This window comes from Gracilibacillus saliphilus (assembly GCF_010994085.1).
Lineage (GTDB): Bacteria > Bacillota > Bacilli > Bacillales > Amphibacillaceae > Gracilibacillus > Gracilibacillus lacisalsi.
In genome coordinates, this window is the sequence record NZ_WJEB01000001.1 from 80,590 (window position 1) to 105,676 (window position 25,087).

20 protein-coding genes are annotated in these 25,087 nt (G+C 37.1%); 16 read left to right on the forward strand and 4 right to left on the reverse strand.

Translation table 11 applies throughout. The features are described from left to right. Positions 1-4: 4 nt before the first annotated feature. From GHT08_RS00305 to GHT08_RS00335, 7 genes are read left to right on the forward strand one after another with little or no spacing between them, the layout of a single operon-like run. Positions 5-682 carry a GntR family transcriptional regulator gene (locus GHT08_RS00305; protein WP_163578899.1) on the forward strand — a complete coding sequence of 226 codons (678 nt, stop codon included), beginning with the start codon at positions 5-7 and terminating at the stop codon, positions 680-682. Positions 683-699: 17 nt separating this feature from the next. Then, on the forward strand, positions 700-2,745 hold the full coding sequence (locus tag GHT08_RS00310; RefSeq protein WP_163578900.1) for an alpha-glucuronidase family glycosyl hydrolase: 2,046 nt from the start codon (positions 700-702) through the stop codon (positions 2,743-2,745). 17 nt (positions 2,746-2,762) lie between these two features. After that, on the forward strand, positions 2,763-3,869 hold the full coding sequence (gene uxuA / locus GHT08_RS00315; protein WP_163578901.1) for a mannonate dehydratase: 1,107 nt from the start codon (positions 2,763-2,765) through the stop codon (positions 3,867-3,869). Continuing rightward, positions 3,838-4,683, forward strand: coding sequence for an SDR family oxidoreductase (locus GHT08_RS00320; protein ID WP_163578902.1), 846 nt, complete (start codon positions 3,838-3,840; stop codon positions 4,681-4,683). Before uxuA ends, GHT08_RS00320 begins: the two co-directional genes overlap by 32 nt. A gap of 2 nt (positions 4,684-4,685) precedes the next feature. Continuing rightward, entirely contained in the window at positions 4,686-5,642 is a 957-nt protein-coding gene (locus tag GHT08_RS00325; protein WP_163578903.1) for a sugar kinase, read from the forward strand. Between the two features lie 11 nt (positions 5,643-5,653). Continuing rightward, a complete protein-coding gene (locus GHT08_RS00330; protein ID WP_163578904.1) occupies positions 5,654-6,298 on the forward strand; it encodes a bifunctional 4-hydroxy-2-oxoglutarate aldolase/2-dehydro-3-deoxy-phosphogluconate aldolase in 645 nt (214 codons plus the stop codon). Next, positions 6,295-7,803, forward strand: coding sequence for a GH39 family glycosyl hydrolase (locus GHT08_RS00335; protein ID WP_163578905.1), 1,509 nt, complete (start codon positions 6,295-6,297; stop codon positions 7,801-7,803). The genes GHT08_RS00330 and GHT08_RS00335 overlap by 4 nt, the downstream gene beginning before the upstream one ends. Before the next feature lie 231 nt (positions 7,804-8,034). Here the strand turns inward: GHT08_RS00335 and GHT08_RS00340 are convergent, their stop codons facing one another. From GHT08_RS00340 to GHT08_RS00350, 3 genes are all read right to left on the reverse strand, one after another. Further along, positions 8,035-8,985: an NERD domain-containing protein gene (locus GHT08_RS00340; RefSeq protein ID WP_163578906.1), complete on the reverse strand. Its 951-nt coding sequence runs from the start codon at positions 8,983-8,985 to the stop codon at positions 8,035-8,037. 84 nt (positions 8,986-9,069) lie between these two features. After that, positions 9,070-9,942 carry a superoxide dismutase gene (locus tag GHT08_RS00345; RefSeq protein ID WP_163578907.1) on the reverse strand — a complete coding sequence of 291 codons (873 nt, stop codon included), beginning with the start codon at positions 9,940-9,942 and terminating at the stop codon, positions 9,070-9,072. A gap of 184 nt (positions 9,943-10,126) precedes the next feature. Then, a complete protein-coding gene (locus tag GHT08_RS00350; RefSeq protein ID WP_163578908.1) occupies positions 10,127-11,302 on the reverse strand; it encodes an ROK family transcriptional regulator in 1,176 nt (391 codons plus the stop codon). Between the two features lie 161 nt (positions 11,303-11,463). On the opposite strand from GHT08_RS00350, the gene xylA reads away from it, so the two are divergent. Both xylA and xylB read left to right on the forward strand, forming a co-directional pair. After that, entirely contained in the window at positions 11,464-12,789 is a 1,326-nt protein-coding gene (gene xylA, locus GHT08_RS00355) for a xylose isomerase (protein WP_163578909.1), read from the forward strand. Between the two features lie 115 nt (positions 12,790-12,904). After that, positions 12,905-14,404 carry a xylulokinase gene (gene xylB, locus GHT08_RS00360; protein ID WP_163578910.1) on the forward strand — a complete coding sequence of 500 codons (1,500 nt, stop codon included), beginning with the start codon at positions 12,905-12,907 and terminating at the stop codon, positions 14,402-14,404. A 96-nt stretch (positions 14,405-14,500) separates the two neighbouring features. Here the strand turns inward: xylB and GHT08_RS00365 are convergent, their stop codons facing one another. Next, entirely contained in the window at positions 14,501-15,640 is a 1,140-nt protein-coding gene (locus GHT08_RS00365) for a family 8 glycosyl hydrolase (protein ID WP_163578911.1), read from the reverse strand. 196 nt (positions 15,641-15,836) lie between these two features. Here GHT08_RS00365 and GHT08_RS00370 point away from each other — a divergent pair, with 196 nt between their 5' ends. The 7 genes from GHT08_RS00370 (at position 15,837) to GHT08_RS00400 (ending at position 24,929) form a co-directional block, all read left to right on the forward strand. Beyond that, a complete protein-coding gene (locus GHT08_RS00370; protein WP_163578912.1) occupies positions 15,837-16,502 on the forward strand; it encodes a YesL family protein in 666 nt (221 codons plus the stop codon). Next, positions 16,495-18,033, forward strand: coding sequence for a response regulator transcription factor (locus GHT08_RS00375; protein WP_163578913.1), 1,539 nt, complete (start codon positions 16,495-16,497; stop codon positions 18,031-18,033). Before GHT08_RS00370 ends, GHT08_RS00375 begins: the two co-directional genes overlap by 8 nt. A 10-nt stretch (positions 18,034-18,043) precedes the next feature. After that, entirely contained in the window at positions 18,044-19,804 is a 1,761-nt protein-coding gene (locus tag GHT08_RS00380) for a sensor histidine kinase (RefSeq protein ID WP_163578914.1), read from the forward strand. 267 nt (positions 19,805-20,071) lie between these two features. Beyond that, positions 20,072-21,793: an extracellular solute-binding protein gene (locus tag GHT08_RS00385; RefSeq protein ID WP_163578915.1), complete on the forward strand. Its 1,722-nt coding sequence runs from the start codon at positions 20,072-20,074 to the stop codon at positions 21,791-21,793. Positions 21,794-22,018: 225 nt separating this feature from the next. After that, complete coding sequence (locus GHT08_RS00390; protein WP_163578916.1) at positions 22,019-22,987, forward strand: ABC transporter permease; 969 nt, start codon at positions 22,019-22,021, stop codon at positions 22,985-22,987. A 12-nt stretch (positions 22,988-22,999) separates the two neighbouring features. After that, positions 23,000-23,917, forward strand: coding sequence for a carbohydrate ABC transporter permease (locus tag GHT08_RS00395; RefSeq protein ID WP_163578917.1), 918 nt, complete (start codon positions 23,000-23,002; stop codon positions 23,915-23,917). A gap of 19 nt (positions 23,918-23,936) precedes the next feature. Continuing rightward, entirely contained in the window at positions 23,937-24,929 is a 993-nt protein-coding gene (locus GHT08_RS00400) for an endo-1,4-beta-xylanase (protein WP_163578918.1), read from the forward strand. Positions 24,930-25,087 lie beyond the last annotated feature (158 nt).

Here is a 25,087-nt window from a genome sequence, read left to right on the forward strand (position 1 = left end):
AGGAATGGTCACTCAAAGTCAAAGAACAAGAGGATCGTCACGGGATTACGTGTATAACACGATTAAAACACAAATTATGAATGGCGAAATTGCCCCGGGAACCAAGCTGTCTGAAAAAGAAATCTCAGATAAGCTTAATGTTAGCAGAACACCAGTTAGAGAAGCTTTTCTACAATTAAATCAGGAAGAATTGCTAGGTGTCTATCCTCAAATTGGAACGATTGTGACTAAAATTAATTTAGCATTAGTAGAGGAAGGACGTTTTGTCAGAGAAAATATTGAAAAAGCTATTGTAAGAGAAGCAGCCGAAACAATGGAAAAAGAAGATTTGCTACAAATGGAATCCAACTTAACACTTCAGGAATTTTCATTAGAAAAAGGATCCTATCAACGCTTATTTGAATTAGATGATGAATTTCACCAGTTAATGTACAAAGGTTGTGGTAAACATAGAACATGGAATATGGTGAAACGAATGAATGTTCAATTTGACCGTTTACGCCTACTACGTCTTTCTGTCAATCATGATTGGAAAATCATCGTCGCCCAGCATCGTCATATATTTGAAGCAATAGCTGGCAGAGATCCTGAGACAGCTGAAAAAGCAGCAATGGAACATCTACAGCTCGTTGAGATAGAAAAAGATCAACTGAAAGATCAAAACCCAGAATTTTTTGTTTAGAGAGAAGGAGTGTAGATATGAATAGTAAAAAATATAATATGTGGCTGCAATATCAGCCGGTAACAGATAGCAAAACGAGAGCGCAATACCAACTATTATTTGATCAAGTTTGTGTGGTAGGTGATGGGGTACAGGTACAAGCTGCAAAGGAAGAACTGTTTGCGGCTGTACCACAAATGCTTGACAAAGAATTCAACGTTTCAAGTGAACCCTTAGATAGTAAAATTGTAATCGGTAACAAGAATGAACTAGCTCAACAATTAGATGAAAACAAGCAAGCGAAACTAGTAGATAAAAATGAAGAAGCTTTCCTTCTTTCATCGGATGAAAAACAATTAATCATTACCGGTAATTCTGATGTTGCTGTCTTGTATGGAGTCCATCATTTGTTAAGGTTGATGCAGCTTCATGCAGATATCACACAATTAAGTATAATTGAACAGCCGAAAAATCAATTTCGAATGCTAAATCAGTGGGATAATTTTGACGGTAGTATTGAGAGAGGGTATTCCGGTCAATCGATTTTCTATCAAAATAATCAATTTGTCGAAGATAAAGCGAGAATCAAAGATTATGCGAGATTTTTGTCTTCTGTCGGTATCAATGCCATTTCGATTAACAATGTCAACGTATGGGAAGAGGAAACTTATTTTATTACCAAAAAATATCTTTCTGAAATTCAAGAGATTGCTAGTATTTTCCGTACATATGGTATCAAACTTTATTTAAGTATCAATTTTGCCAGCCCTGTGACTCTCGGAGATCTAGATACGGCAGACCCGCTTGATCAAAACGTACAAAATTGGTGGAAAGAAAAAACAAAAGAAATCTATGATTATATTCCGGATTTTGGCGGATTTGTTGTGAAAGCTGACTCCGAAAATAGACCTGGTCCTTTTACATATAATCGTGACCATGCCGATGGGTCGAACATGTTAGCAGAAGCATTAGAACCATTTCAAGGTAAAGTAATCTGGCGCTGTTTTGTCTATAACCACTTACAGGATTGGCGTGATCGGTCAACAGATCGGGCAAGAGCAGCTTATGATCACTTTAAACAATTGGATGGACGTTTCCATGAAAATGTGATTTTACAAGTGAAAAATGGGCCGATGGATTTTCAAGTGCGAGAGCCTGTCTCACCATTAATTGGGGCGATGCCAAATACGAATCAAATGATCGAATTTCAAGTGGCGCAAGAATATACTGGTCAACAAATCGATTTATGTTATTTAATACCACAGTGGAAAGAAGTCCTTGCCTTTGATACGTATATTAAGGGAGAGGGAACAACCATTGAAGAAGTAGTTGCCGGGAATATTCATCACAATAAATACAGTGGGGTAGCAGCAGTTTCCAATATTGGAGATGATGAAAACTGGACAGGAAATACATTAGCACAAGCAAATCTCTACGGATATGGCAGATTAACCTGGAATCCAGCATTAACTTCGGAAGAGATCGCAAAAGAATGGATTAGGCTAACGTTTGGTACGAATCAAGAAGTGCTTGACACGATTGAAGATATGCTATTAAAGGCATGGGAAATCTATGAAAATTATACCGCTCCACTTGGAGTAGGCTGGATGGTAACACCAGGTGTGCATTACGGACCTAACATTGATGGGTATGAGTATTCGAAATGGGGGACCTATCATTTCGCTGATCGTGATGGAATTGGTGTTGATCGGACGAAAGAAACAGGAACAGGTTACACCGAACAATATCAAGAACCGCATCAATCTATTTATAATGACTTAGATAAAGTTCCGGATGAACTGCTTTTATTTTTTCATCATGTACCATACAAGTATACGTTAAAAAGTGGAAAGACGGTTATTCAACATATCTATGACAGTCATTACAAAGGCTATGAACAGGTAGAAGGCTTAATCGAGCAATGGAATGAATTAAGCAACGATATTGACAGGGAGCGATTTCAGAATGTAAAGAATCGCTTAGAGCGACAACTGGAGAACGCTAAGGAATGGCGTGATCAGATCAATAGCTATTTTTACCGTAAATCTGGTATCCCAGATCAACACGGACGAACCATCTACTAAAGAAGGGATGTGACAACATGCGAATGGTGTTTCGATGGTTTGGTGAGGGGAATGATAGTGTAACTTTATCTCAAATTAAACAAATTCCCGGAGTGGAGGGTATTGTTTGGGCATTGCATGATATTGCTCCAGGTGAAATATGGCCAAAAGACCGCATCTATGAAGTGAAGCAACAAGTAGAGCGTTATGGATTACACCTAGATGTTGTGGAGAGTGTCAATATTCATGAATCTATTAAACTAGGGAGAGCAGACCGTGATCGATATATTACAAATTATATAGAAACGATCAAAAATTTAGCGGCAGTAAATGTTAAAGTCATTTGTTATAATTTCATGCCTGTATTTGATTGGGTAAGAACCGATTTATTTGGTTCATTACCTGATCAATCGACAGCACTTTTCTATGAAAAGGCAAAAGTGACAGATATGGATCCATTAGAATTAGTCGAAAAAATTGCCGCAAATCCTGATTATACGATGCCTGGCTGGGAGCCGGAACGATTAGAGACACTAAAGGATTTATTTGCAGCCTATCAGCACGTTACAGAAGATGATTTAATTGATCATCTACGATACTTTTTACAAAAAGTCATTCCTGTATGTGAAGAGTATGATATCAAATTAGCGATTCATCCAGATGATCCACCATGGGAAATCTTTGGTCTTCCGCGGATAGTGACAACACAAGAGCGCCTTCGTAACCTTATGCGTCTGGTGCCAAGCAAGTATAATGGGATTACTTTATGTTCAGGTGCATTAGGAGTTCGAAAAGATAATGATATCGTCTCGATGATTCATGAGTTTCAAGATCGTATTCATTTTGCACATATTCGTAATGTGAAATTATTCGATAATGGTAATTTTATTGAAACATCTCATCGAACAAATGATGGTTCAATTGGCATTGATGAGATTGTCAGAGCCTATCATGATATTAACTTTACGGGCTACACTAGGCCAGATCATGGTCGGCATATTTGGGATGAACAGTGTAGGCCAGGTTATGGTCTATATGACCGAGCACTTGGCATTATGTATTTATGGGGATTATGGGATGCTTACCAATTAGTCAAAGGAAAGGATGAAGCAGATGTTACCAATCCATTCGAACTTAAAAAATAAAGTAGCCGTTGTTACTGGAGGCGGCGGTGTCCTGTGTGGAGCAATGGCTAAGGAATTATCGCGTCAAGGCATGAAGGTAGCCGTATTAAATCGCACTTACGAAAAAGCAGAAAAGGTAGTCGATGATATCAAAGAACAAGGTGGAGAAGCATTGGCGGTGGCTTGTGATGTACTCGATCGAGAAGCGGTGAGGAGAGCTGAAGAAAAAATATTCCAAGCATATGGAGCCTGTGATGTTCTGATCAATGGTGCAGGAGGTAATCATCCTGACGGTACAACAGCAAGTGAAAAATTTGAAAAAGAGGAATTGTCAGCCCCCTCCATCCGTACATTTTTTGATATGACAACAGAGGGCTTCTCATCGGTATTTAACCTTAATTTTATTGGTTCCTTGATCCCAACACAAGTTTTTGCTGAGCGGATGGTGGAACGGAAAACGACCGTTATCAACATTTCATCCATGAGTGCACCGAGTCCAATGACAAAAGTACCGGCATACAGTGCAGCGAAAGCAGCGATTAATAATTTTACACAATGGCTTGCAGTGCATATGGCGGAAGCGAATGTACGTGTCAATGCAATTGCTCCCGGCTTCTTTTTAACAGAACAAAACAGGTCGCTTTTAACAAATGAAGATGGTTCACCAACACCACGTATGCAAAAAATCATTGATCATACACCAATGCGGCGTTTAGGATCGCCAGAGGATTTATTAGGAACATTGCTTTGGCTTGTTGATGAAGAAGCAAGTGGTTTTGTAACCGGTACTTGTATACCAGTTGATGGCGGATTTATGGCATATAGTGGGGTGTAATCATGCAAGATGTCATTACGATTGGTGAATCAATGGTTGTGTTCACTCCGGTATCAAGTCCGATAATGCGTTATGCAGAGGCCTTTTCTAAAAATGTAGGCGGAGCTGAGACAAATGTTGCAATTGGTCTTGCTCGCCTTGGCCATAACGTAGGCTGGGTTAGTAAGCTAGGAAAAGATGAATTTGGTACATATATTTTAAATACGGTGCGTGGAGAAGGAATTGATGTCAGCCACGTTAAACGAGATCCGAATTTTCCGACAGGGCTTTATTTTAAAGAAATCCGCCATGCTGAAGATATCCGTGTCAGTTATTATCGCAAAGGATCGGCAGCCAGTACCTTAGAAACGGATGATATTGATGAAGCATATATAAAAAATGCCAAATATCTTCACGTAACCGGAATAACGCCAGCCTTGAGTGAATCTGCCTATCATACTGTGATTCAAATGATGAAGCTAGCTCGTAAACATCAGGTGAAAGTCGTTTTTGATCCGAATTTAAGACGGAAGCTATGGTCAGAACAAAAAGCAAGAACTGTGCTAACAGAAATGGTGGCGTTATCAGATATTGTTTTACCAGGCTTAGAAGAGGCGGACTTCTTATTTGATGAAACAGATCCAGAACAGGTAGCCGATCCATTTTTAGCTAATGGCTGTGAAACAGTTATTATTAAGCTTGGAGAAAAAGGTGCGTATTTTAAGACTAAAAATGAAAGCGGATATATCGAGGGATTTCCGATTCCACAAGTGATCGACCCTGTCGGAGCGGGTGATGGCTTCGTGGCAGGATTTTTATCCGGTATGCTTGATCAACTTCCGTTAAGCGATGCAGTCAAGCGGGCGAATGCGGTAGGGGCGATGCAAACACAAGTTAAAGGCGATTACGAAGGATTACCAGATCAAGAAGCGTTACATCAATTTATGTTCCAGCAAGATAATATCGATGTCAAAAGGTAGGTTGAATACAAATGACAGTATTACAAAGGATGTTAGATACTGGTGTAGTAGCGGTAATGCGTAAAACCACACCTGAAACGATTATTCCAATTGCGCAAGCATTACGTGACGGTGGGGTAACATCGCTTGAAATAACAGTGGAAACACCTAAAGTGTTAACACTTATAGAGAAAGTAAAAGATGAATTAGGTGACGAGGTAATGGTTGGAGCAGGTACTGTACTTGATGCAGAGACAGCACGTGCAGCCTTAATGGCCGGTGCATCATTTATATTCTCGCCGACAGTAAGAGAAGAAACAATTGAAATGACGAAACGATACGGCGCTGTATCTGTTGCCGGTGCCTTTACTCCGACTGAAATTTTAACAGCTTATGAAAAAGGGGCAGATATGATTAAAGTCTTTCCTGCTAGTATAGTAGGGCCGAGATTTTTTAAAGATATCAAAGGGCCGCTTCCACATATTCCGTTAATGCCAACAGGTGGCGTCGATATCAATAATACTAGTGACTACATCAAGGCGGGAGCTGTTGCCGTAGGAGCGGGGAGTACATTAGTTAAACAGGCCGATCAGATTACAGACAACTATTTAGCTGATTTAACCAATAAAGCAAAAGCATTTATCGAAGCGGTGGAGAAAGGAAGGAACGAAAGATGACCACAATTCAGGTGAAAAGAGAACATAAAGCTATTTTTTCGGATAATTGGAAGAAATGTATTGGTACTGGTCGCTTAGGTTTAGCTTTACAACAGGAATATTTGAAGCATTTAAAAACAGTACAAGAAGAAATCGGCTTTTCCTATATAAGAGGTCATGGTCTGCTACATGATGATATCGGGATTTACCGGGAGATCGAAGTTGATGGAGAGAAGAGACCTTTTTATAACTTTACCTATATCGATCGTATTTTCGATTCATTTCTAGAGCTTGGCCTAAAGCCATTCGTTGAAATTGGATTTATGCCAAAATTATTAGCTTCTGATCATCAAACGATTTTTGCCTGGGAAGGCAATGTCACACCACCAAATGACTATCAAAAATGGGAAGACTTAATCAAAGCAGTAACACAACACTTTATCGACCGTTATAGTAGAGAAGAAGTGTTAACATGGCCATTCGAAATCTGGAATGAACCGAACCTAGTGAATTTTTGGAAAGATGCTGATAAAGAAGAATATTTTAGATTATATCAAGTGACAGCGAATGCGATTAAATCGATTGATCAGCAGATCCAAGTAGGAGGACCGGCTATTTGTGGTGGATCAGATGAATGGATTACAGACTTTTTGACATTTTGTAAAAACGAAAACGTGCCTGTTGATTTTGTTTCACGTCATGCCTATACATCACGTCCACCACATAAAGTAACAGCAGATTATTACTATCAAGAACTGGCTGAACCAGATAAGATGTTAGCTGAGTTTAAAAATGTTAGACAAATGATTAAAGACTCCGATTTTCCTGAACTACCTTTTCATATAACGGAATACAATACATCGTATAGCCCGATTAATCCAGTCCATGATACAACGTTAAATGCTGCCTATTTAGCAAAGATTTTAAGTGAAGGTGGCGATCATGTTGATTCCTTCTCGTATTGGACATTTAGCGATGTTTTCGAAGAACTAGATGTACCGAAAGCGCAATTTCATGGAGGTTTTGGCTTGATGGGCTTAAGTCATGTACGAAAGCCAACCTATCATCTGTTTACCTTTTTTAATCGATTAGGAAGTAAGGTATTATATCGAGATGATCACATCCTTGTCACGGAAAAGAAAGATGGGAGTATTTCGCTTGTTGTCTGGAATTTAGTGATGGAGAAAGGTGATGATCATAATCGTGTAATAAACATTCAATTGCCTTTAGCTAACGGGAAATATTTTGTCTCTTCTAAATCAATCAGTGAAAAACATGCCAATCCATGGCGAGTATGGCAAGAGATGGGGCGACCGCGTTTTCCATCAAAAGCACAAGTGGAAACATTGAAACAAAGTGCAGTACCACTATTTGAATCCTTTCAAGAGTATACTAAAGATGTAGGATTACAACTAGACCTTCAATTAACAAAAAATGAAGTAAAATTAATGGAAGTAGAATTACTGAAGGATGAAACACCTTCGTACCCAGGGCTGGATGATAGCTTGATTGATTCATATTCATAAAATAATCCGGTGTGTTCAAGGAGATCACATCGGATTTCCAATTAATATTTCAAGAAGTGTTTCGCAATAAAGGAGCACCGTTTCGCAATAAACAAAGGTGATTTCGCAATAAAGGAGCATCATTTCGCAATAAACAAAGGTGATTTCGCAATAAAGGAGCATCATTTCGCAATAAACAAAAGCAGATATCGCATAAAGGCTGTGCAACTTGCAATTCTAAAAAGAAATGTTCTATCTATGATGTTTCAACAAAGGTAATAAATTATACCTTCTGTTTTTCGTGTTACCTTCTGCTTTTAAATCTAAATCTTTTAATATTCTGGTTGCAGTATATTCTGAATCGATTAAAAGGAACCATCTAAGCTGTCTGTTTGTAATGTACTCTCCAAAGAGATAAATGAAATCAATTAAAGCATAGATGTGGCAGTCTCGATTTTTATAATTACACTTGGGACATACCCATCCGCCGTGTGTGCGTTTCATGACAATAGGTTTACAGTTTGGACAAAATACACCACGGCGAATATTGCGTAAATCTGTGTGTGTATCCTGTAATAGTTTCAAATTTTTTTCACTATTCAAAGCAAGGAGTTCTTTTCCAAGGGTGAGCAACTGATCCATTGTTCGTATATGGTTAGGGAAATCCTTCGAAAGTTTTTTTAGTCGAAATGGTAGCAGTTGAGAAGTGATTATATCTGGATGATCAATCGATAGGTTTACCTTTTTATGTGTGAAAACGACTAAAGTGTGAATAGGAATGGAGTGGTGGCCTAATTCTGACAGTAATGAATGTAGTTGTTCTTTTTGTAAAGCAGCTTGCATGATGGGGTTATCATAAACTTTTTCTTCAGTATCTTTCGATTGAATCAGTTGATTTGCATCATTAAGCATTATCTTTCCGATTAGGTGCTTAACTTCTATTATCAAAAGAAAGTTCGAAAAAAGGAATAATCCATCCATTTGAAAATGGTGTCTATTATGCTCAAGACGCAAGTTATACAAATCATAATGGGAATTTAATGATGTGAGGTTGATGTAATAAGGTAAGCTTTTTTCTCCAAGGTAACCTGCTAGTTCACGACCGAATGCATCTACCATATCAGGAGGTACTTCGAGGTAACGATCTTGTAGTATTTCCAACTGTAACAATGATTTCGTTTTTTGCGGGGTTTTTAATATCAATTAATCAACTCCTCTCCTAATAAGTATAGCAAAAAGGCCGTTAAATAGTCGAATGAAGCGATAAAAATATCGCTTCATTACATTTTAAAATAATTTCCATTTGACTTTTTTAGCTTCTTTTAATCTGTCATTCACATTATCCCAATTCACAACATTCCACCAATTTTCTATATAGGATGCTTTATCGTTTTGGTGTTGCAAGTAATAGGCATGTTCCCAAACATCTAACACTAATAAAGGAATGGTGTCCGGCAATTGAAATAATTGATGTTTCTCAAACGTTTGAATCGCTAGTTTACCACTTCTCGGTGACCACAATAATGCTGCCCAACCATTACCCTCTACTGATTCGGCAGCATCAGTAAACAATTTTTTAAAGCTATTCCATGAGCCAAAATCCTTTTCGATTTGCCGAAGTATTTCACCAGACGGCTTTTTCTTACTATTTGGTGTCATGTTAAACCAGAAGATCGTATGCAAATAATGGCCGGAGCCATGAAATGCTTGCTCTCTTAGCCAATGCTTGATCGGTTCCTTGCCTTTTTTACCCAAATATAAAGCTTCTTCTGCTTTATTTAACCCATCCACATAGGACTGGTGATGTTTCGTATGATGTAACCTCATAATTTGTTCACTAATATAAGGTTCCAATGCATTATAAGCATAAGGCAAAGGAGGTAATTTGTGCTTACCATAAGGCACACTCTCTCTATTGGAAGAACCTTGTATTTCTTGGATCAAATGTTCACCCTCGGCTCTTAAATCTAACATTCTTTCAGTATTTGCCTCGGCTTCTTCTTGGTCTAATAATTCGTAAATATCTCCTTGCCATTTTTCCACTTGTTTTAAAGCATGCATTTTTTCATCGTCTAAAAGCTCACTCTGATGAATAGTTTGTTTCAGCTTTTCTCCCCAGTTCAACAAGTTCTCAAGATATTCTTTATATTCTTCATTCATGTCATCACCCCATGTAGCATATGAAAAAAGCCTAAATGGGGTGAATATATTAGTACATCATATTGAAAAATAGTAACGGAGTAAGAAAGGAGAAATAAAGAGCTAACAGCAGCTGGAATAGGGGAGGACCCAATGGAATGGGCAAGTGGTCCAGCTGCATTTAAAAAAATAATAAATTTACAATTTAATGCATGACAGGTTCATTCCCAGTTTCCGTAAAAAACTTCTCAATATTAAAAGCAGCCATTCCCATTACGGTAGAATGGTTCTTCAGTTTAGCTACGTTTAACTGAACATCATTCTTGTTAAAACCAATTGCGTTTTTTTCAATTCTTTTTTCTATGGCAGGCATAATATACTTTTCGGCCTGGCGTAATGTATTCCCGACAACTACTTGCTCAGGATTAAAAATATGAATAATATTAGTAATACCAACACCTAAATAGTCGCCTACATTTTCTAATAACTGTATTGCTTTCGCGTCACCTTGATCAGCAGCTTCGATCAAATGATCAACCGTAGTATCTTTAAAACCAGCTGCTTCTGCTTGATCAAGTAATGCTTGCTCAGAAGCATAAAGCTCCCAACAACCTTGGTTTCCACAACGACAATCTGCACCATCCTTCTCAATTGTCATGTGTCCAAGTTCACCAGAGAAGCCTCTTAATCCTTTATACAATTTACCATCTAAAATCAAGCCGACACCAATACCGATACTAATACTTGTATAGACTAATTCATTGGACATTTGTCCGACTCCATATACTTTTTCACCATATGCCCCGGCATTCGCTTCATTTTCCACCGTAACAGGGACATTGTAGTGGTCAAAAAGAATTTGCTGGAGCGGGACTTTTTTCCAACCGAGGTTTGGTGCCAATAAAATTTCACCTTCCGTTGTAACAACACCTGGTACACCGATACCGATACCGACAATTCCGTATTCAGATTCTGGGGCATCATTCTTTAATCCATCAATTAATTGATACAACAATGCTAATACTTCATCGAAATCTTGCTGGCTATAACGGATTTTTTTCTCCGACAAGATATTACCACGAAGATCTGTTAACACACCTAAAATACTTTTAACACCGAGATCAACTGAAATAGTAAATCCAGCAGTTTCATTTAAAAGTAACATCACTGGTCGTCTGCCACCACTGGATTTACCTGTACCAGATTCATGGATTAATTTTTCATCTATTAGTTCACTTACGAGTGATGAAACAGTTCCTTTGTTTAGACCGGTAACATTTGCAATTGTTGCTCGAGAGATAGGCGCTCTTTCTTGAATAGTTTGAAGAACTAGTGCTTTGTTCTCTTTCTTTACGACATGCTGATTCCACGTTTGACTCAATCTGCTCACTCATCCCTTAACTTAATAAATTAACCTCATTTTAACATATTTAAAAAAATTATTCTATAATCTTTGTTTATTCGCTAGACAAACTTAAATGTAGTTGCTATAATAATCACGAAATCAAATCCATAATGGATATAACTTGGAGGTAGGTATAAATGGCATGGTTTGAAAACGTTGACAAAATTAAATATGAAGGCCCGAAGTCAACTAACCCGTTAGCATTTAAATTTTATAATCCGGAAGAGAAGATCAATGGTAAAACAATGGAAGAATTCCTTCGTTTTGGTGTAGCTTACTGGCACACATTTACAGAAGATTTATCAGATCCATTTGGTACAGGTACAGCAATCCGTAACTGGGATAAGTATGATGGTATGGATCGTGCTAAAGCAAGAGTAGAAGCAGCATTTGAATTCTTTGAAAAACTAGGTGTGAAATATTTCTGTTTCCACGACGTTGATATTGCTCCAGAAGGGGCTACACTACGTGAATCAAATCAAAACCTTGATACAATTGTTGAAATGATCAAGGATTATAAGAAAGATAGCGATGTAAAACTGCTTTGGAACACAGCAAACAACTTTACAAATCCACGCTTTGTTCATGGTGCAGCATCTTCTAGCAATGCGGATGTATTTGCATATGCAGCAGCGAAAGTAAAGAAACAATTAGAAATCGGTAAAGAGCTTGGTGGAGAAAACTACGTGTTCTGGGGTGGACGTGAAGGTTACGAAACATTACTTAACACTGATTTAGGATTAGAGCAAGACAACCTTGGTCGTTTCTTCCATATGGCAGTAGATTATGCGAAAGAAATCGGCTTTGATGCGCAATTCTTAATCGAGCCAAAACCAAAAGAACCAACAACTCACCAATATGACTTTGATTCTCAATCGGCACATGCGTTCTTATTAAAGTATGGACTAGAGGATCATTTTAAATTAAATATTGAAGCAAACCACGCGACACTTGCTGGACATACATTCGAACACGAGCTTCGTTATGCACGTGTTAACGGGTTACTAGGATCTGTAGATGCTAACCAAGGTGATCCATTATTAGGATGGGATACAGATGAGTTCCCTGCAGATATTTATTCTACAACATTAGCAATGTATGAAATCATCAAAAACGGTGGACTTGGATCTGGCGGTCTAAACTTCGATGCCAAAGTACGTCGTGGTTCATTTGAACAAGACGACCTATTCCTTGCACATATTGCAGGTATGGATCACTTTGCAGTTGGTTACAAAGTAGCTAACAAATTAGTAGAAGACCAAGTATTTGAAAAAATCATTGATGACCGTTATGCAAGCTTTAAAGAAGGTATCGGTAAAGATATCGTAGAAGGTAAAGCAGACTTCAAATCACTAGAAGAACATGCACTAAACCTAAAAGAAATCAAAAATAAATCAGGTCGCTTAGAATTAATCAAAGCAACCATCAATCGATACTTATTAAACGCATACGCTGATCAATAAGATAAGCAGTAAGAAGAAGACTTAGCTGAGCTTGTGCATAGCTAAGTCTTCACTTCGATTTAGGCAGTTGTATTGGTTACAAATTAAAAGTAAAAGTTAGAGGAGAGGTGTGGCTGTGAGTTATGTAATCGGTGTCGATCTTGGTACAAGTGCGGTGAAACTTTTATTAGTAAACAAAGACGGCGAAGTAGTTCAGGAAGTTTCGAAAGATTATCCATTAATACAGGAGAAAACAGGCTATTCTGAGCAAAAACCAGAAGATTGGGTAGAACAAACAGTTGCTGGGCTTAAAGAGCTTGTTCAGCAGTTTGATGGAGATGTTTCTGACATTGAAGGTTTAAGCTTTTCTGGCCAAATGCACGGATTAGTCTTACTGGATGAAAGTAATCAAGTGTTGCGAAATGCAATTCTTTGGAATGATACACGTACAACAGAGCAGTGTGCAGAAATTTATGAAAAAGTAGGCAAAGAAAAGTTTATTGATATTACGAAAAACTTAGCATTAGAAGGTTTTACCTTACCGAAAATTTTATGGGTCAAAGAACATGAGCCGGAAATCTTTGCGAATGCAAAAACATTTGTTTTACCTAAGGATTATGTACGTTACCGCTTAACAGAGCAAGTGCATATGGATTACTCTGACGCAGCTGGTACCAGTTTATTAGATGTAGCGAAAAAAGAGTGGAGCAAAGAAATCTGTGATTTACTTGACTTAGATGTTTCGATTTGTCCACCACTAGTTGATTCACATCACAATGTCGGAAAAATAACGTCAGAGATTGCAAATGAAACTGGATTATCTGCAGATACAGATGTATTTGCTGGTGGAGCGGATAATGCCTGCGGTGCGATCGGCTCAGGTATTTTATCTGAAGGGAAAACTTTTGCTAGTATTGGAACATCTGGTGTGGTACTTTCCTATGAACCAACAGGTGATAAAGACTATAAAGGAAAAGTGCACTATTTCAACCATGGTGAGCAGGATGCATATTATGCCATGGGTGTTACGTTAGCAGCTGGACATAGCTTAAATTGGTTTAAAACAACATTTGCGGCAGAACAAAGCTTTGATGAGCTGTTAGATGGCGTGGGTGAAGTACCTGCTGGGGCAAATGGTTTACTTTTCACGCCTTATCTAGCGGGTGAACGTACGCCACATGCTGATTCACAAATTCGCGGTAGCTTTATTGGTATGGATAGTTCCCATACATTGAAGGATTTTGCCCGTGCTGTATTAGAAGGGATTACATTTTCCCTTAACGAATCGATTGCGATCTTTAGAGAAAATGGCAAACAAATCGATACGGTCTATTCAATTGGTGGTGGAGCGAAGAATCCAGATTGGTTACAAATGCAAGCTGATATCTTCGATGCTAATATTGTGAAATTAAAAAGTGAGCAAGGACCTGGAGTGGGAGCTGCGATGCTTGCTGCCTATGGATCTGGCTGGTATGCTTCATTAAAAGAATGTGCAGATACTATATTAGAAGATGCTGAGACCTATCAGCCAAATCCAGACAACGTGGAAAAATATAAACAGTTATTTAAGTTGTATCAAGATGTGTATCAACAAACACAGCAATTAAATCAAGATTTGATGGACTTTAGAAAATAATACTAAAAAGCCAAGGGTTAATTTCCTTGGCTTTTAGTATTATCACAGTATAACACTGCCGATACTTACTATTACCCTATCAATCCATATCCTTATTTATGATGGAAACCAAATTTTAAATCTCCCACTTAATGCTAAAAGGCTGAAAAAGTAAAGACAGTTATCATAGTATCTTCTTTTTCCTGTTCTTACGGGGGTATTCCAAAATAGATCAACAGCTTTTTTCGCATTGTCACCGCTTGTCGCTAATGATGCCATAGCATTGGCAGCGATTAGACCAACTGGATGAAGTGCTTTTTCATCAAAAGGTTCTCCGTCAATTTTATACTTTCTGTAATCCTCAGGATCTTTATCAGCAAAGAATGCCTGAATCTTTTCCGCGACGACGACTGGACAAGCATTATCTTGAAACCATTCATAATCTAACCCAATATTGCATGCAACACGGTAAGAATCACTGAAGAAATGGCCGAACCCTCTAATATGATTAGGTGAACCATCATAAAAAGCATATTCTGGAGCTAAACCGGTTATCGGGTGTGCCGACTTTGCAATATATTGCCTACTAGCGATGGCAGCTTCCTTCCAAAAGTCACGATCTTCCTTATAACTCCATAGGGCAAACAATTCATAAAAATGCGGCAAGTGATAAGAGGGATCAGAAAATTCTACGCTAGGAACAAACTTTATCAGTTTATTTTCCGGATTCCACATTGGATAACCATCATTATTTTCTCCTTTATGAATACAACGATGTAATAAATCCTTTGCATGCTTACTATATTGATAGATTCCAGTCCCATCACCCCATCGATGGGAAGCGAAAAACAGTGCTAATGCAAAATATTCTTCACCGTCTGGGGCAGGGCCATAAGCATTCTTTGAACCATCTGGTGCGCATGACCAGGCAAAGTAGCCAGCATTTTCTCCTTCTTCCATATACATATAAGTCATGGACCATTTCCATAACCGATCGAAAATATCATGATCATCCATTTGTACTGCCATCATCATTCCATAAGACATACCTTCTGTTCGAACGTCGCCATTTCCGGTATCAAGCATATAACCTAGGTCATCACCGACAGGAAAATAGATTTGTGTTTCCGGGTGTGAGGAATCAAATAAGAGTTCCCATGTATTCTTTACTTTATGATTGATTAGCTCCTCGTCATACCCATATTCTTTCCATACGTTCCGATAGTTTCTGTTTGTAAATGTAGCTGTGTAACTCATCAAACTCCTCCTTCTGCTGTTCCTTACACAATAAAAAAAAGATTAGTGGAGATTTCGTGGGCAAAATAATCACGATAAATCGAAAACCCACTTTTCTTTTGATTCATATTGTACTATAATAAGTATGTATATCGGATGAACAAAGTATATTTTTTTCTTTGATTTTTAAAGCGTTTTCAAGGGAGGGGGAATCATCATGGCAAAAACAGTGAATTCCAACGGATTTTATCGTTTTTTGGAATGGTTGATGTGGATCATGTATTTAAATTTGTTGTGGGTAATGATGTCACTTGTTGGCTTGATTGTTCTTGGTATATTTCCAGCTACAGCGGCCTTAGTGATTACCATTAGGGAGTGGTGTGTACGAAAGGATGGTATTGCTTTTAACAAAACGTTTTTCAAAGCTTATAAGCACACATTTATCCAATCTAACCTAATCGGCTATCTATTGACTATCATTGGCTATATTTTATTTGTTGATTTTCAGTGGATTATGCAACATACTTCAACCTTTCAATCATTATTTCTGGTCTTATTTATCGTCATTGGGATTATTTACACGATTACGATATTGTACATATTTCCAACCTTTGCACATTTCGATTTATCGATACGGCAAACATTTAAGCATGCGATTATATTAGGATTATTCAGCCCATTGGTTACGATAGCAATGTTTGTTGCTTTATTTTTACTACAATATGTATGGAGGTTTATTCCTGGTCTACTCCCTGTAGTTGGTGTCAGCTTCACTTTTTATATTGTCACTCGGGCAGCGATATTTGCCTTTGAAAGCTTTGAAAACAGGCAGCAAAGCTTATTAGAGAAAGAATATGTGAAAGGGGAGAAGAAGCATGCATAAAGTCTATTTGGTCGATGATGATGTCTTTGTTCGTAAAGGAATCAAAACATTGATAGGTTGGGAATCATATGGCTTTACAGTCTGTGGGGAAGCAGGAAATGGAGAAGATGCATTGGAGGAAATAAAGGAACTTCAGCCAGACCTTGTGTTAACAGATATCAGAATGCCTGTCTTAGATGGTTTGGATTTAATTAAACATGCGAAAGAAACGTTATTCCAATCTCCTTATTTTATTGTTATTAGTGGGTATAACGATTTTAAATATGCACAGCGCGCACTTCGTTATGGGGTAAAAGATTTTATTTTGAAACCTGTTGATCAAGATGAAATTCATCAAACATTGGAGAAAATAGCTAATGCGATCGAAGTTGAATATGAAACCAAACAAATAGAAGATAAAATGGAAACGGTATCAGAATTGAAGAAGTTCCTCTTATGTGACAAAGAATGTAATCTGTCAAATGAATGGAAGCATCCTTTCTTAGAAGAGACAGCGTATACATTTATAAAAGTCGAGTTAAACGGATTGAATATCGATTATCAGGAAAGCTTTGAACAATTAGAAAATGTATTGCTTTCGATGGAAGCACAAAATCATTTTATCTGTTTTGAAGATAATATCAATTGTTTTGGTTTAGTAATCAATAACAAATTTTTGTCTGCGAATAATCAAACGCTAGATCAATTTCTCCATGAGTGGTATCGACGTGCAGATTTAGATATGCATATTTACTGTGGTGAAACGGTCCAGAAAGTCGAGGACTTAACTACTTCGTATAAGACAGCCAAAAAGTGTGTGCAATTCAAATATTTAGTTGATAAGCCGATTATTACTGCTGCTATGATTGCTGAAAAAGATGTCTTTTTCATCGATCTGGATCAGGCCTACTATGACAAAATGATGGAATGTGTAGAAGAAAATAATCATGAAAAGATCGACAAACAATTAAATAAGATGCTGCAAGCTTGCAAAGAAATGAAGTTTGCTAAAGATGCTTGGCGAACCATGGTCAATCGTCTCAATCATAAAATTCTTAAATCGATAAAAGAATCAGATGGAAATGAACAGGAAATCGCCAATTTAAAAGAAATGTTAGAGTGGGATCAATATTCTTTAAGTCTTCAACAATTACAAGTTTTATGGGGAGATTTTATCAAAGATGCGGCCAACATCTTGGCTAAATTAAATCAAAACAATGTGAAAGGAACGATTTATCAAATCAAGAAATACATCCATACGCATTATGACCAACCGATAACACTAAAATCGATTGCGAACAAATTTTTTATGAATCCAGTATACATGGGGCAATTGTTTAAAAAAACATATGGTGTTTATTTTAAGGATTACATCTTAACGGTAAGAATGGATGAAGCTAAGAAACTCTTACGAACGACTGATTTAAAAGTGTATGAAGTGGCAGAAAATGTTGGATTTAATAATCCGGATTATTTTGTTACCCAATTTGAAAAGATTGTTGGAACCACTCCGTCACAATATCGAAAAAAATTAATGGATCGAATCAGCTAGAAGGATTCCTATGAAAAAAATTCACTTAAATGATATTCGCATTCGCAATAAATTATTATTAATTTATATGTTTTCCGTATTTTTACCGATTGTACTCACGAATGTTATCTTCTATAATGTAACATCTGAAAATGTCCGTACCCAAAAAATACATGATAATGAACTTGCGTTACGGCAAGTGGCAAATAGCTTTAAACAAGGAGTTGAGGATGCTGTCGGAATAGCATCCGTTCTTTATGCTGATGCGTTTGTCTATCAATTATTAGATACTACGTATGAGTCACCGGTAGATTTTATCTTAGCATATAATAATAATTTTCGTGACATTAATAAATATACACCAGTATATTCTTCGATTCGTTCCATTTATTTATATACAGACAATCCGACAGTCATTACAGCAGGTGGAGTATTTGCGATTGATGATTCAGTAAAGGAGTCACATTGGTATCAATCAACACTTGAAACGAGAAAAAAATACCCAGTTGTAACAAGGAGTGCCGCAGAAAATGGTGATCTAAGCCAATTTGTAGTCGTAAGAGCTTTAGACTCAAGTGATACTTCATCACACGAGAAGGTTATTATGATTAATTTAAATGATCGTTTTATTCATCAGCTGTTCGCAAATGAAACATTTGAGGGAGATATCTATTTGTTAAATGAGGAAAATAACATTGAATATACCACGAGTGAATCTGTTCCGTGGCAGTCTGAGTATATTGCTTTTGATACTATTTCGATTCCTAACCATGCTACCGTATTAGATGAATCCTATCCGGTACAATATATAGATGAGTGGAAAGTTGTAGGGGTTATGCCGGAAGATCAATTATTAGCAGAAGTAAGAAAGTCAATTCCGTCTATTTTATATTTAGCGTTATGGAATTTTGTGATCCCCACCTTATTTATCGTTTATATTGCTGGTAATATTCATTTTCGCCTGAACACGATCGTGAAGAAAATGAGAAAAGTCAAAAATCAAAATTTCGAGCTAATACCTGGGAAACCATATCAAGATGAGATTGGAGTATTAACTACCGAATTTAATCGAATGTCCAAGAAGATTAAAGATTTGATCAATGATGTTTACATTGCACGGATTCAGAAAAAAGATTTGCAAATACAAAACAAAGAAACACAATTAAAAGCATTACAAAGTCAAATTAACCCCCACTTTTTATTTAACGTACTGGAAACGATCAGAATGAGAAGTTTATTGAAAAAAGAGGATGAGACGGCTGAAATCATTCGTAATATGGCACAACTGTTAAGAAACTCGATTACGTGGGATAAAGACTTTGTAACGGCGAAAGAAGAAGTGCAATTAATCCAAGCTTTTTTAGAAATACAAAAATATCGTTTTGCTGACAAGATGCAATATAGTATACAACTATCTGAAGCGGCAGAACATGTCTTAATACCAAATATGACGATTATCCCTTTTATCGAAAATGCCAGTATTCATGGGATTGAACCATTAAAAACAACCGGTAAGATCAATATGAAAATGGAAATGGATAATAACTATCTCATTTGTATGATAGAAGATAATGGGATTGGGATGGAACAAGGTATGTACAATGAGATTGTTGATTCCTTTAAAGAAAATGAAATTACCGGGGAGAGTATCGGTATAAGGAATGTTTATCAGCGGTTAAAAATGTATTATCATGATGATTTTGAATTAAAGATTGAAACAGCACAAGGTCAGGGCACAACCGTTTATCTTAAAATACCTGTTAATGTTCAAACACTAGGGACTGTCCAGTAAGGTTAGTTGGAATTATCAAGACGGAGCAAGTGTTGTCCGTGGAAACGAGACTATTCCCGTTACTAAGTAGTGAGCTAATCTTATGGGTAGTCTCTTTCTTTTGGTTAAAGTTACCAAAACTATATGAACTATAGATTATTAAAGTTTATTTTTCAAAGTTTCAACTAAACTTTGATGGGTAACAAACCAAAACGTTACACGTTACAATGAAAGTGCTTACAAAAAAGACACAAAAGAAACCTTAAAAAAGGAAAGGGGAATTAGTTTATGGGTTGGAAAAAGAATACATGGCTACTAAGTTTACTTGCTGCACTATTGCTACTATTAGCAGCGTGTAGCGATGATAGTGAGGAAACAGGCTCTACTGATAGTGGCGATGACAGCTCTGAAGAGTCAAGTAATGAAGCAAGTGATAGTGAAGATGATGGAGAGATTTATACGTATGATTTCTTTGATGCATCTGGTCCAGGAGAAGATATCAATACAGCTGAGACAACGATAGGAAAGATGTTTGAAGAAGAAACAGGCGTGAATTTTGACATTGAGCACATTGTTGGTGATGTAAACCAAAAGATTGGAACAATGATTGCAAGTGGTGAATATCCAACATTATTAAATGCAGAACAGTCAACAGATGCAGTGATTGATGCAGGTGGTTTTGTTCCATTGAATGACTTGATTAAAGAACATGCACCGAACTTATATAAAATGTATGAGCCTTATTGGGAATTGATGAAACGTGATGATGGGAATATATATGTTATTTCATCTGGTGCACCACATGGTTACCGAAAACCAGCAAACTTGAATCAAGGAGCTTGGTGGATAAAACGTGATGTACTTAAAGAATTGGGATATCCAGAACCCAAAACTCTAGATGATTATTTCAATATTATTGAAGAGTACGCAAGTGAAAATCCTCAAATTGACGGTGCAGATACAATTGGATTTACTGCGTTAACACATGACTGGAGGTTTTTCGCACTATCCAACCAACCTATGCATTTGGCAGGGTATCCAAATGATGGTGGAGCTTTAATTGATATGGAAACGCGTGAAGCGGAAGTATACAATGATAAAGAAATTACAAAACGCTGGTTGGAAAAATTAAACGAAGTGAATGACAAAGGTTTATTTGATCAAGAAGCCTTTACTCAAAACTATGATGAGTACCTAGCAAAAATCACTTCAGGTAGAGTGGTTGGCTTCTTCGACTATCGTTGGCAAGCAGCTCAAGCATTAAACACATTAGAAGAAGATGATGATCCATATAACGATTATATGGGCTTTCCGGTAGTTTTTGATGAAGACACGAAAGACCAATATCTTGATCCAATCGGTTTTACTGCTTCACCTGGTATGGGTATTACAGTCGGTACGCCTGAAGAGGATCAAATCCGTATTATAAAATACCTTGATCATATTGCTAAGGAAGAAATACAAAAATTAATTACATGGGGTATTGAAGGGGAAACTTATGAGGTCGATGATGATGGACATTATTATCGTACGGAAGAACAAATAGATGAAACATCCAAAACTGAATTCCGTGATGAATTTGGCTTCTCATATTTCGAATGGGGCTGGCCGCGTATGAATGGTGAGTATGAGGACGGAAATGCAGTTGAACCTCCAAAACAAGAGGCAGTTGCTAGTTTAATGTATGATGAAGGCGATAAAGAGTTTTTGGAAGCGTATGAAATTGACACATTTACAGGAGCATTCTCAGAACCAGATGAACGACCTTGGTATCCTGCATATGATGCACCAATTGAAACAGGATCAGAAGCACAGCTTTATGAACAACAGTTAGACGATTTAATGAAACGTAAGTTCCCAGAGATTATCTTCGCGAATCCAAGCGAATTCGATTCACAGTGGGAAGCTTATACAAATGAGTTTTCTAGCCTTCCATATGAAGCTTATGAAGAAGTAATCGCAAATTTTGTACAAAACAAAGCAGCACTTGTTGAAGGTAGTGCAGAGTAAGTAGTTAAAAAGTTGAAGAGGGAGGCTGACTTCTTTTATCAGCCTTCCGCTTTTTACTACTTAGCTAAGTTTTTCAAACAGCCAAGATTCTTTGTTGTTTTCGGACCATTCAGATAAGAATGAAGCAATCTTATGCAACGATTGTTCATTAGGCGAACGATTACGTTTGCCTGATGGTCCGAAAACATAAAGAAAATTTTAAAAGTAAGAAAAGGGGGACTATCAATGCAATCAGAATCAAGTATTAAAACAAAAACAATGTCACAAGCAGATGATGATAAAGGTCTGAAAGGCTTTCTAAAGAAATGCAAACAACAACAGGCACTTCTTTGGATGACTGTACCTTTTGTTATTTGGGTGTTTATCTTTAAATATTTGCCGGTATGGGGTTGGACCATGGCCTTTCAAGACTATAAACCAGCATTAAGTTTTACTGATCAGGAATGGGTGGGGTTGAAACATTTCCTGTTTTTATTCACAGATGACCGTTTTCTTGGTGTGCTGCGAAATACATTAGCACAAAGTTTAATCAACCTTGTATTAGGATTTATTACCGCAATAACACTAGCAGTATTAATTAATGAATTATCTAATATGAAATTTAAACGAGTAGTTCAGACGATCAGTTATCTGCCACACTTTTTATCCTGGGTAGTGGCTGCAGCGTTAGTTTCTTCTGTGTTATCTATTGAAGGTATCGTTAACGAGGTGCTAATGGGATTAGGATTTATTGACAAAGAAATTCTTTGGTTAGGTGTAGGTGAATACTTCTGGGGGATTTTAGGTGCTGCGGAAACATGGAAGAATGTCGGATGGAATGCGATTATTTATTTGGCTGCGATTTCTATGATTGATCAGGAGCAATATGAAGCGGCGAAAATTGATGGTGCTTCCCGAATTCAGCGAATCTTGCATATTACTATTCCTGGGATGAAGTCTGTTATCATCGTTCTTCTAATTATGAATATTGGTTACATTTTAGAGGCTGGTTTTGAACCACAATACTTATTAGGAAATGGTCAAAACGTCGAATACTCAGAAAATATCGATGTATTTGTTATTAAATATGGTATATCGATGTTTAACTTCTCATTAGCGACCGCAGCAGGTATGTTCAAAACTGTTATCAGCTTTATATTCCTAATAGCAGCCAATTCATTATCGAAGAAAATGGGTCAAGGCGGACTTTATTAAGGGGGACTATCCATGTTTAAAAGAAAAAGAGCAAGTTTTATGAGAACAAAAGAAGATATCATTTTTGATACATCAAACATTATTTTTATGATTATTCTTTGTATATTTATGTTATATCCATTTTTAAATCAAATTGCGATTTCTTTAAATGATGCGACAGATTCTGTTCGAGGTGGAATCTACTTATGGCCAAGAGAATTTACATGGCATAACTATGAGCATGTATTTGAGAAAGCTGCTATTTATCAAGCAATCTTTATCTCGGTATTAAGAACCCTTGTCGGAGCAGGTGTCGGATTATTTTGTACCGCAATGGTGGCTTACGCTATTGCTCAACCGAATTTTATCTTTAAAAAGTCAGTAACGATTATTTTTATTATGACAATGTATTTTAACGGTGGGTTAATCCCGACATTCCTATTAATGAGAGATTTACAATTAATCGGATCTTTTTGGGTGTACATTTTACCAACATTAATTAGTGCCTTTAACTTAATTATTATGCGATCTTTTATTGAAGGTTTGCCGAACAGTATTTTTGAATCAGCAAGAATCGATGGAGCAGGTGATTTTCGAATTTTCTTTCAGATTGTTTTACCGTTATCCTTGCCGGTATTAGCAACGGTAGCACTATTTGTTGCGGTTTTTCAATGGAATCAGTGGTTTGATGTGTTCTTATATAATTCGAGTCAAGAACATCTCACTACCCTACAATATGAGTTAATGAAAATACTTCAAAACTCAAGTACAACTTCCAGTGGTGATATGGCATCTGCCTTTGCAAATTCAGCTGACGGTAACTCCAATATGGTAACACCGAAATCGATTCAGGCAACGATGACAATAGTTGCAAGTGTACCAATAATTATGGTTTATCCGTTTTTGCAACGATACTTTGTTAAAGGGATGACTCTTGGAGCAGTAAAATAAAAGTATAGGAGTGACGCTAATGACAGAACAAATAACCAGTCTTTATCAGCGTTTTGAGAAAGATTTCAAAATTGGAGCAGCGATTAACCAACGGACCATGTATTCATCAGAAGAAATAATTAAAAAACATTTTAATAGTTTAACTGCAGAAAATGAAATGAAGTTTGAGAGTGTTCATCCGAGTGAAAATGAATATACATTTGAAATCAGTGATAAAATCGTAGCATTTGCAGAAAAACACCACAAAGCAATGAGAGGTCACACGTTAGTATGGCATAATCAAACGAGTGATTGGATTTTTGAACAAAACGGCAGACTTGTAGATCAAGAAACCTTATTAAAAAGAATGAAAACTCACATCGATACCGTTGTTGGCAGGTATAAAGGCAAGATTTATAGTTGGGATGTTGTCAATGAAGTAATTGCCGATGAAGCAGACAAGTTTTATCGTGACTCCAAATGGTTTCAGGTGCTTGAAGAGTCATTTATTGAAAAAGCTTTTGAATATGCACATCTAGCAGATCCGGCTGCAACGTTACTTTATAATGACTACAATGAATCGAATCCAGCCAAACGAGATAAAATCTATCAATTAGTCAAACAATTAAAGGATAAAGGCGTACCAGTTCATGGAGTCGGCATGCAAGCTCACTGGAATATATATGACCCGACACTGGATAATATCCGCAAGGCGATTGAAAAGTATGCATCTTTAGGTGTGGAAGTACAAATTACCGAGATGGATGTATCGATGTTTACGTTCGATGATAAGCGGACAGATTTATCCGAGCCGACAGAAGAAATGGAAGCCTTGCAATTGGAGAGATATGTACAATTCTTTGAAGTCTTTAAAGAATATAAAGAACATATCGGAGCAGTAACGTTCTGGGGAGTGGCAGATGATTATACATGGCTGAACGATTTTCCGGTAAAAGGGCGAAAAAACTGGCCATTCCTATTTGATGAAAATCAGCAGCCAAAAGAAGTGTTGAAGAAAATAATGTCCAAGTGAACATAAAAATAGTTAGCTATATTGGTATCAACCCGTTTCAATTATGATGGAACGGGTTTATACTTTTCTATAAGTCAGTAAAATTTGAAAATTGTAGTTAATCCTTTTTTTATTGCAAGTGCTTTAACTCGTAAGAATCAAGATAAACGACAAATCAA

Excerpts from the sequence above, each read along its gene's own strand:
- GHT08_RS00305 (WP_163578899.1), top strand. The coding sequence starts at position 5 with ATGGTCACTCAAAGTCAAAGAACAAGAGGATCGTCACGGGATTACGTG.
- GHT08_RS00310 (WP_163578900.1), top strand. The coding sequence starts at position 700 with ATGAATAGTAAAAAATATAATATGTGGCTGCAATATCAGCCGGTAACA.
- uxuA (WP_163578901.1), top strand. The coding sequence starts at position 2,763 with ATGCGAATGGTGTTTCGATGGTTTGGTGAGGGGAATGATAGTGTAACT.
- GHT08_RS00320 (WP_163578902.1), top strand. The coding sequence starts at position 3,838 with ATGTTACCAATCCATTCGAACTTAAAAAATAAAGTAGCCGTTGTTACT.
- GHT08_RS00325 (WP_163578903.1), top strand. The coding sequence starts at position 4,686 with ATGCAAGATGTCATTACGATTGGTGAATCAATGGTTGTGTTCACTCCG.
- GHT08_RS00330 (WP_163578904.1), top strand. The coding sequence starts at position 5,654 with ATGACAGTATTACAAAGGATGTTAGATACTGGTGTAGTAGCGGTAATG.
- GHT08_RS00335 (WP_163578905.1), top strand. The coding sequence starts at position 6,295 with ATGACCACAATTCAGGTGAAAAGAGAACATAAAGCTATTTTTTCGGAT.
- GHT08_RS00345 (WP_163578907.1), bottom strand. The coding sequence starts at position 9,942 with ATGAATGAAGAATATAAAGAATATCTTGAGAACTTGTTGAACTGGGGA.
- xylA (WP_163578909.1), top strand. The coding sequence starts at position 11,464 with ATGGCATGGTTTGAAAACGTTGACAAAATTAAATATGAAGGCCCGAAG.
- GHT08_RS00365 (WP_163578911.1), bottom strand. The coding sequence starts at position 15,640 with ATGAGTTACACAGCTACATTTACAAACAGAAACTATCGGAACGTATGG.
- GHT08_RS00370 (WP_163578912.1), top strand. The coding sequence starts at position 15,837 with ATGGCAAAAACAGTGAATTCCAACGGATTTTATCGTTTTTTGGAATGG.
- GHT08_RS00375 (WP_163578913.1), top strand. The coding sequence starts at position 16,495 with ATGCATAAAGTCTATTTGGTCGATGATGATGTCTTTGTTCGTAAAGGA.
- GHT08_RS00380 (WP_163578914.1), top strand. The coding sequence starts at position 18,044 with ATGAAAAAAATTCACTTAAATGATATTCGCATTCGCAATAAATTATTA.
- GHT08_RS00385 (WP_163578915.1), top strand. The coding sequence starts at position 20,072 with ATGGGTTGGAAAAAGAATACATGGCTACTAAGTTTACTTGCTGCACTA.
- GHT08_RS00390 (WP_163578916.1), top strand. The coding sequence starts at position 22,019 with ATGCAATCAGAATCAAGTATTAAAACAAAAACAATGTCACAAGCAGAT.
- GHT08_RS00395 (WP_163578917.1), top strand. The coding sequence starts at position 23,000 with ATGTTTAAAAGAAAAAGAGCAAGTTTTATGAGAACAAAAGAAGATATC.
- GHT08_RS00400 (WP_163578918.1), top strand. The coding sequence starts at position 23,937 with ATGACAGAACAAATAACCAGTCTTTATCAGCGTTTTGAGAAAGATTTC.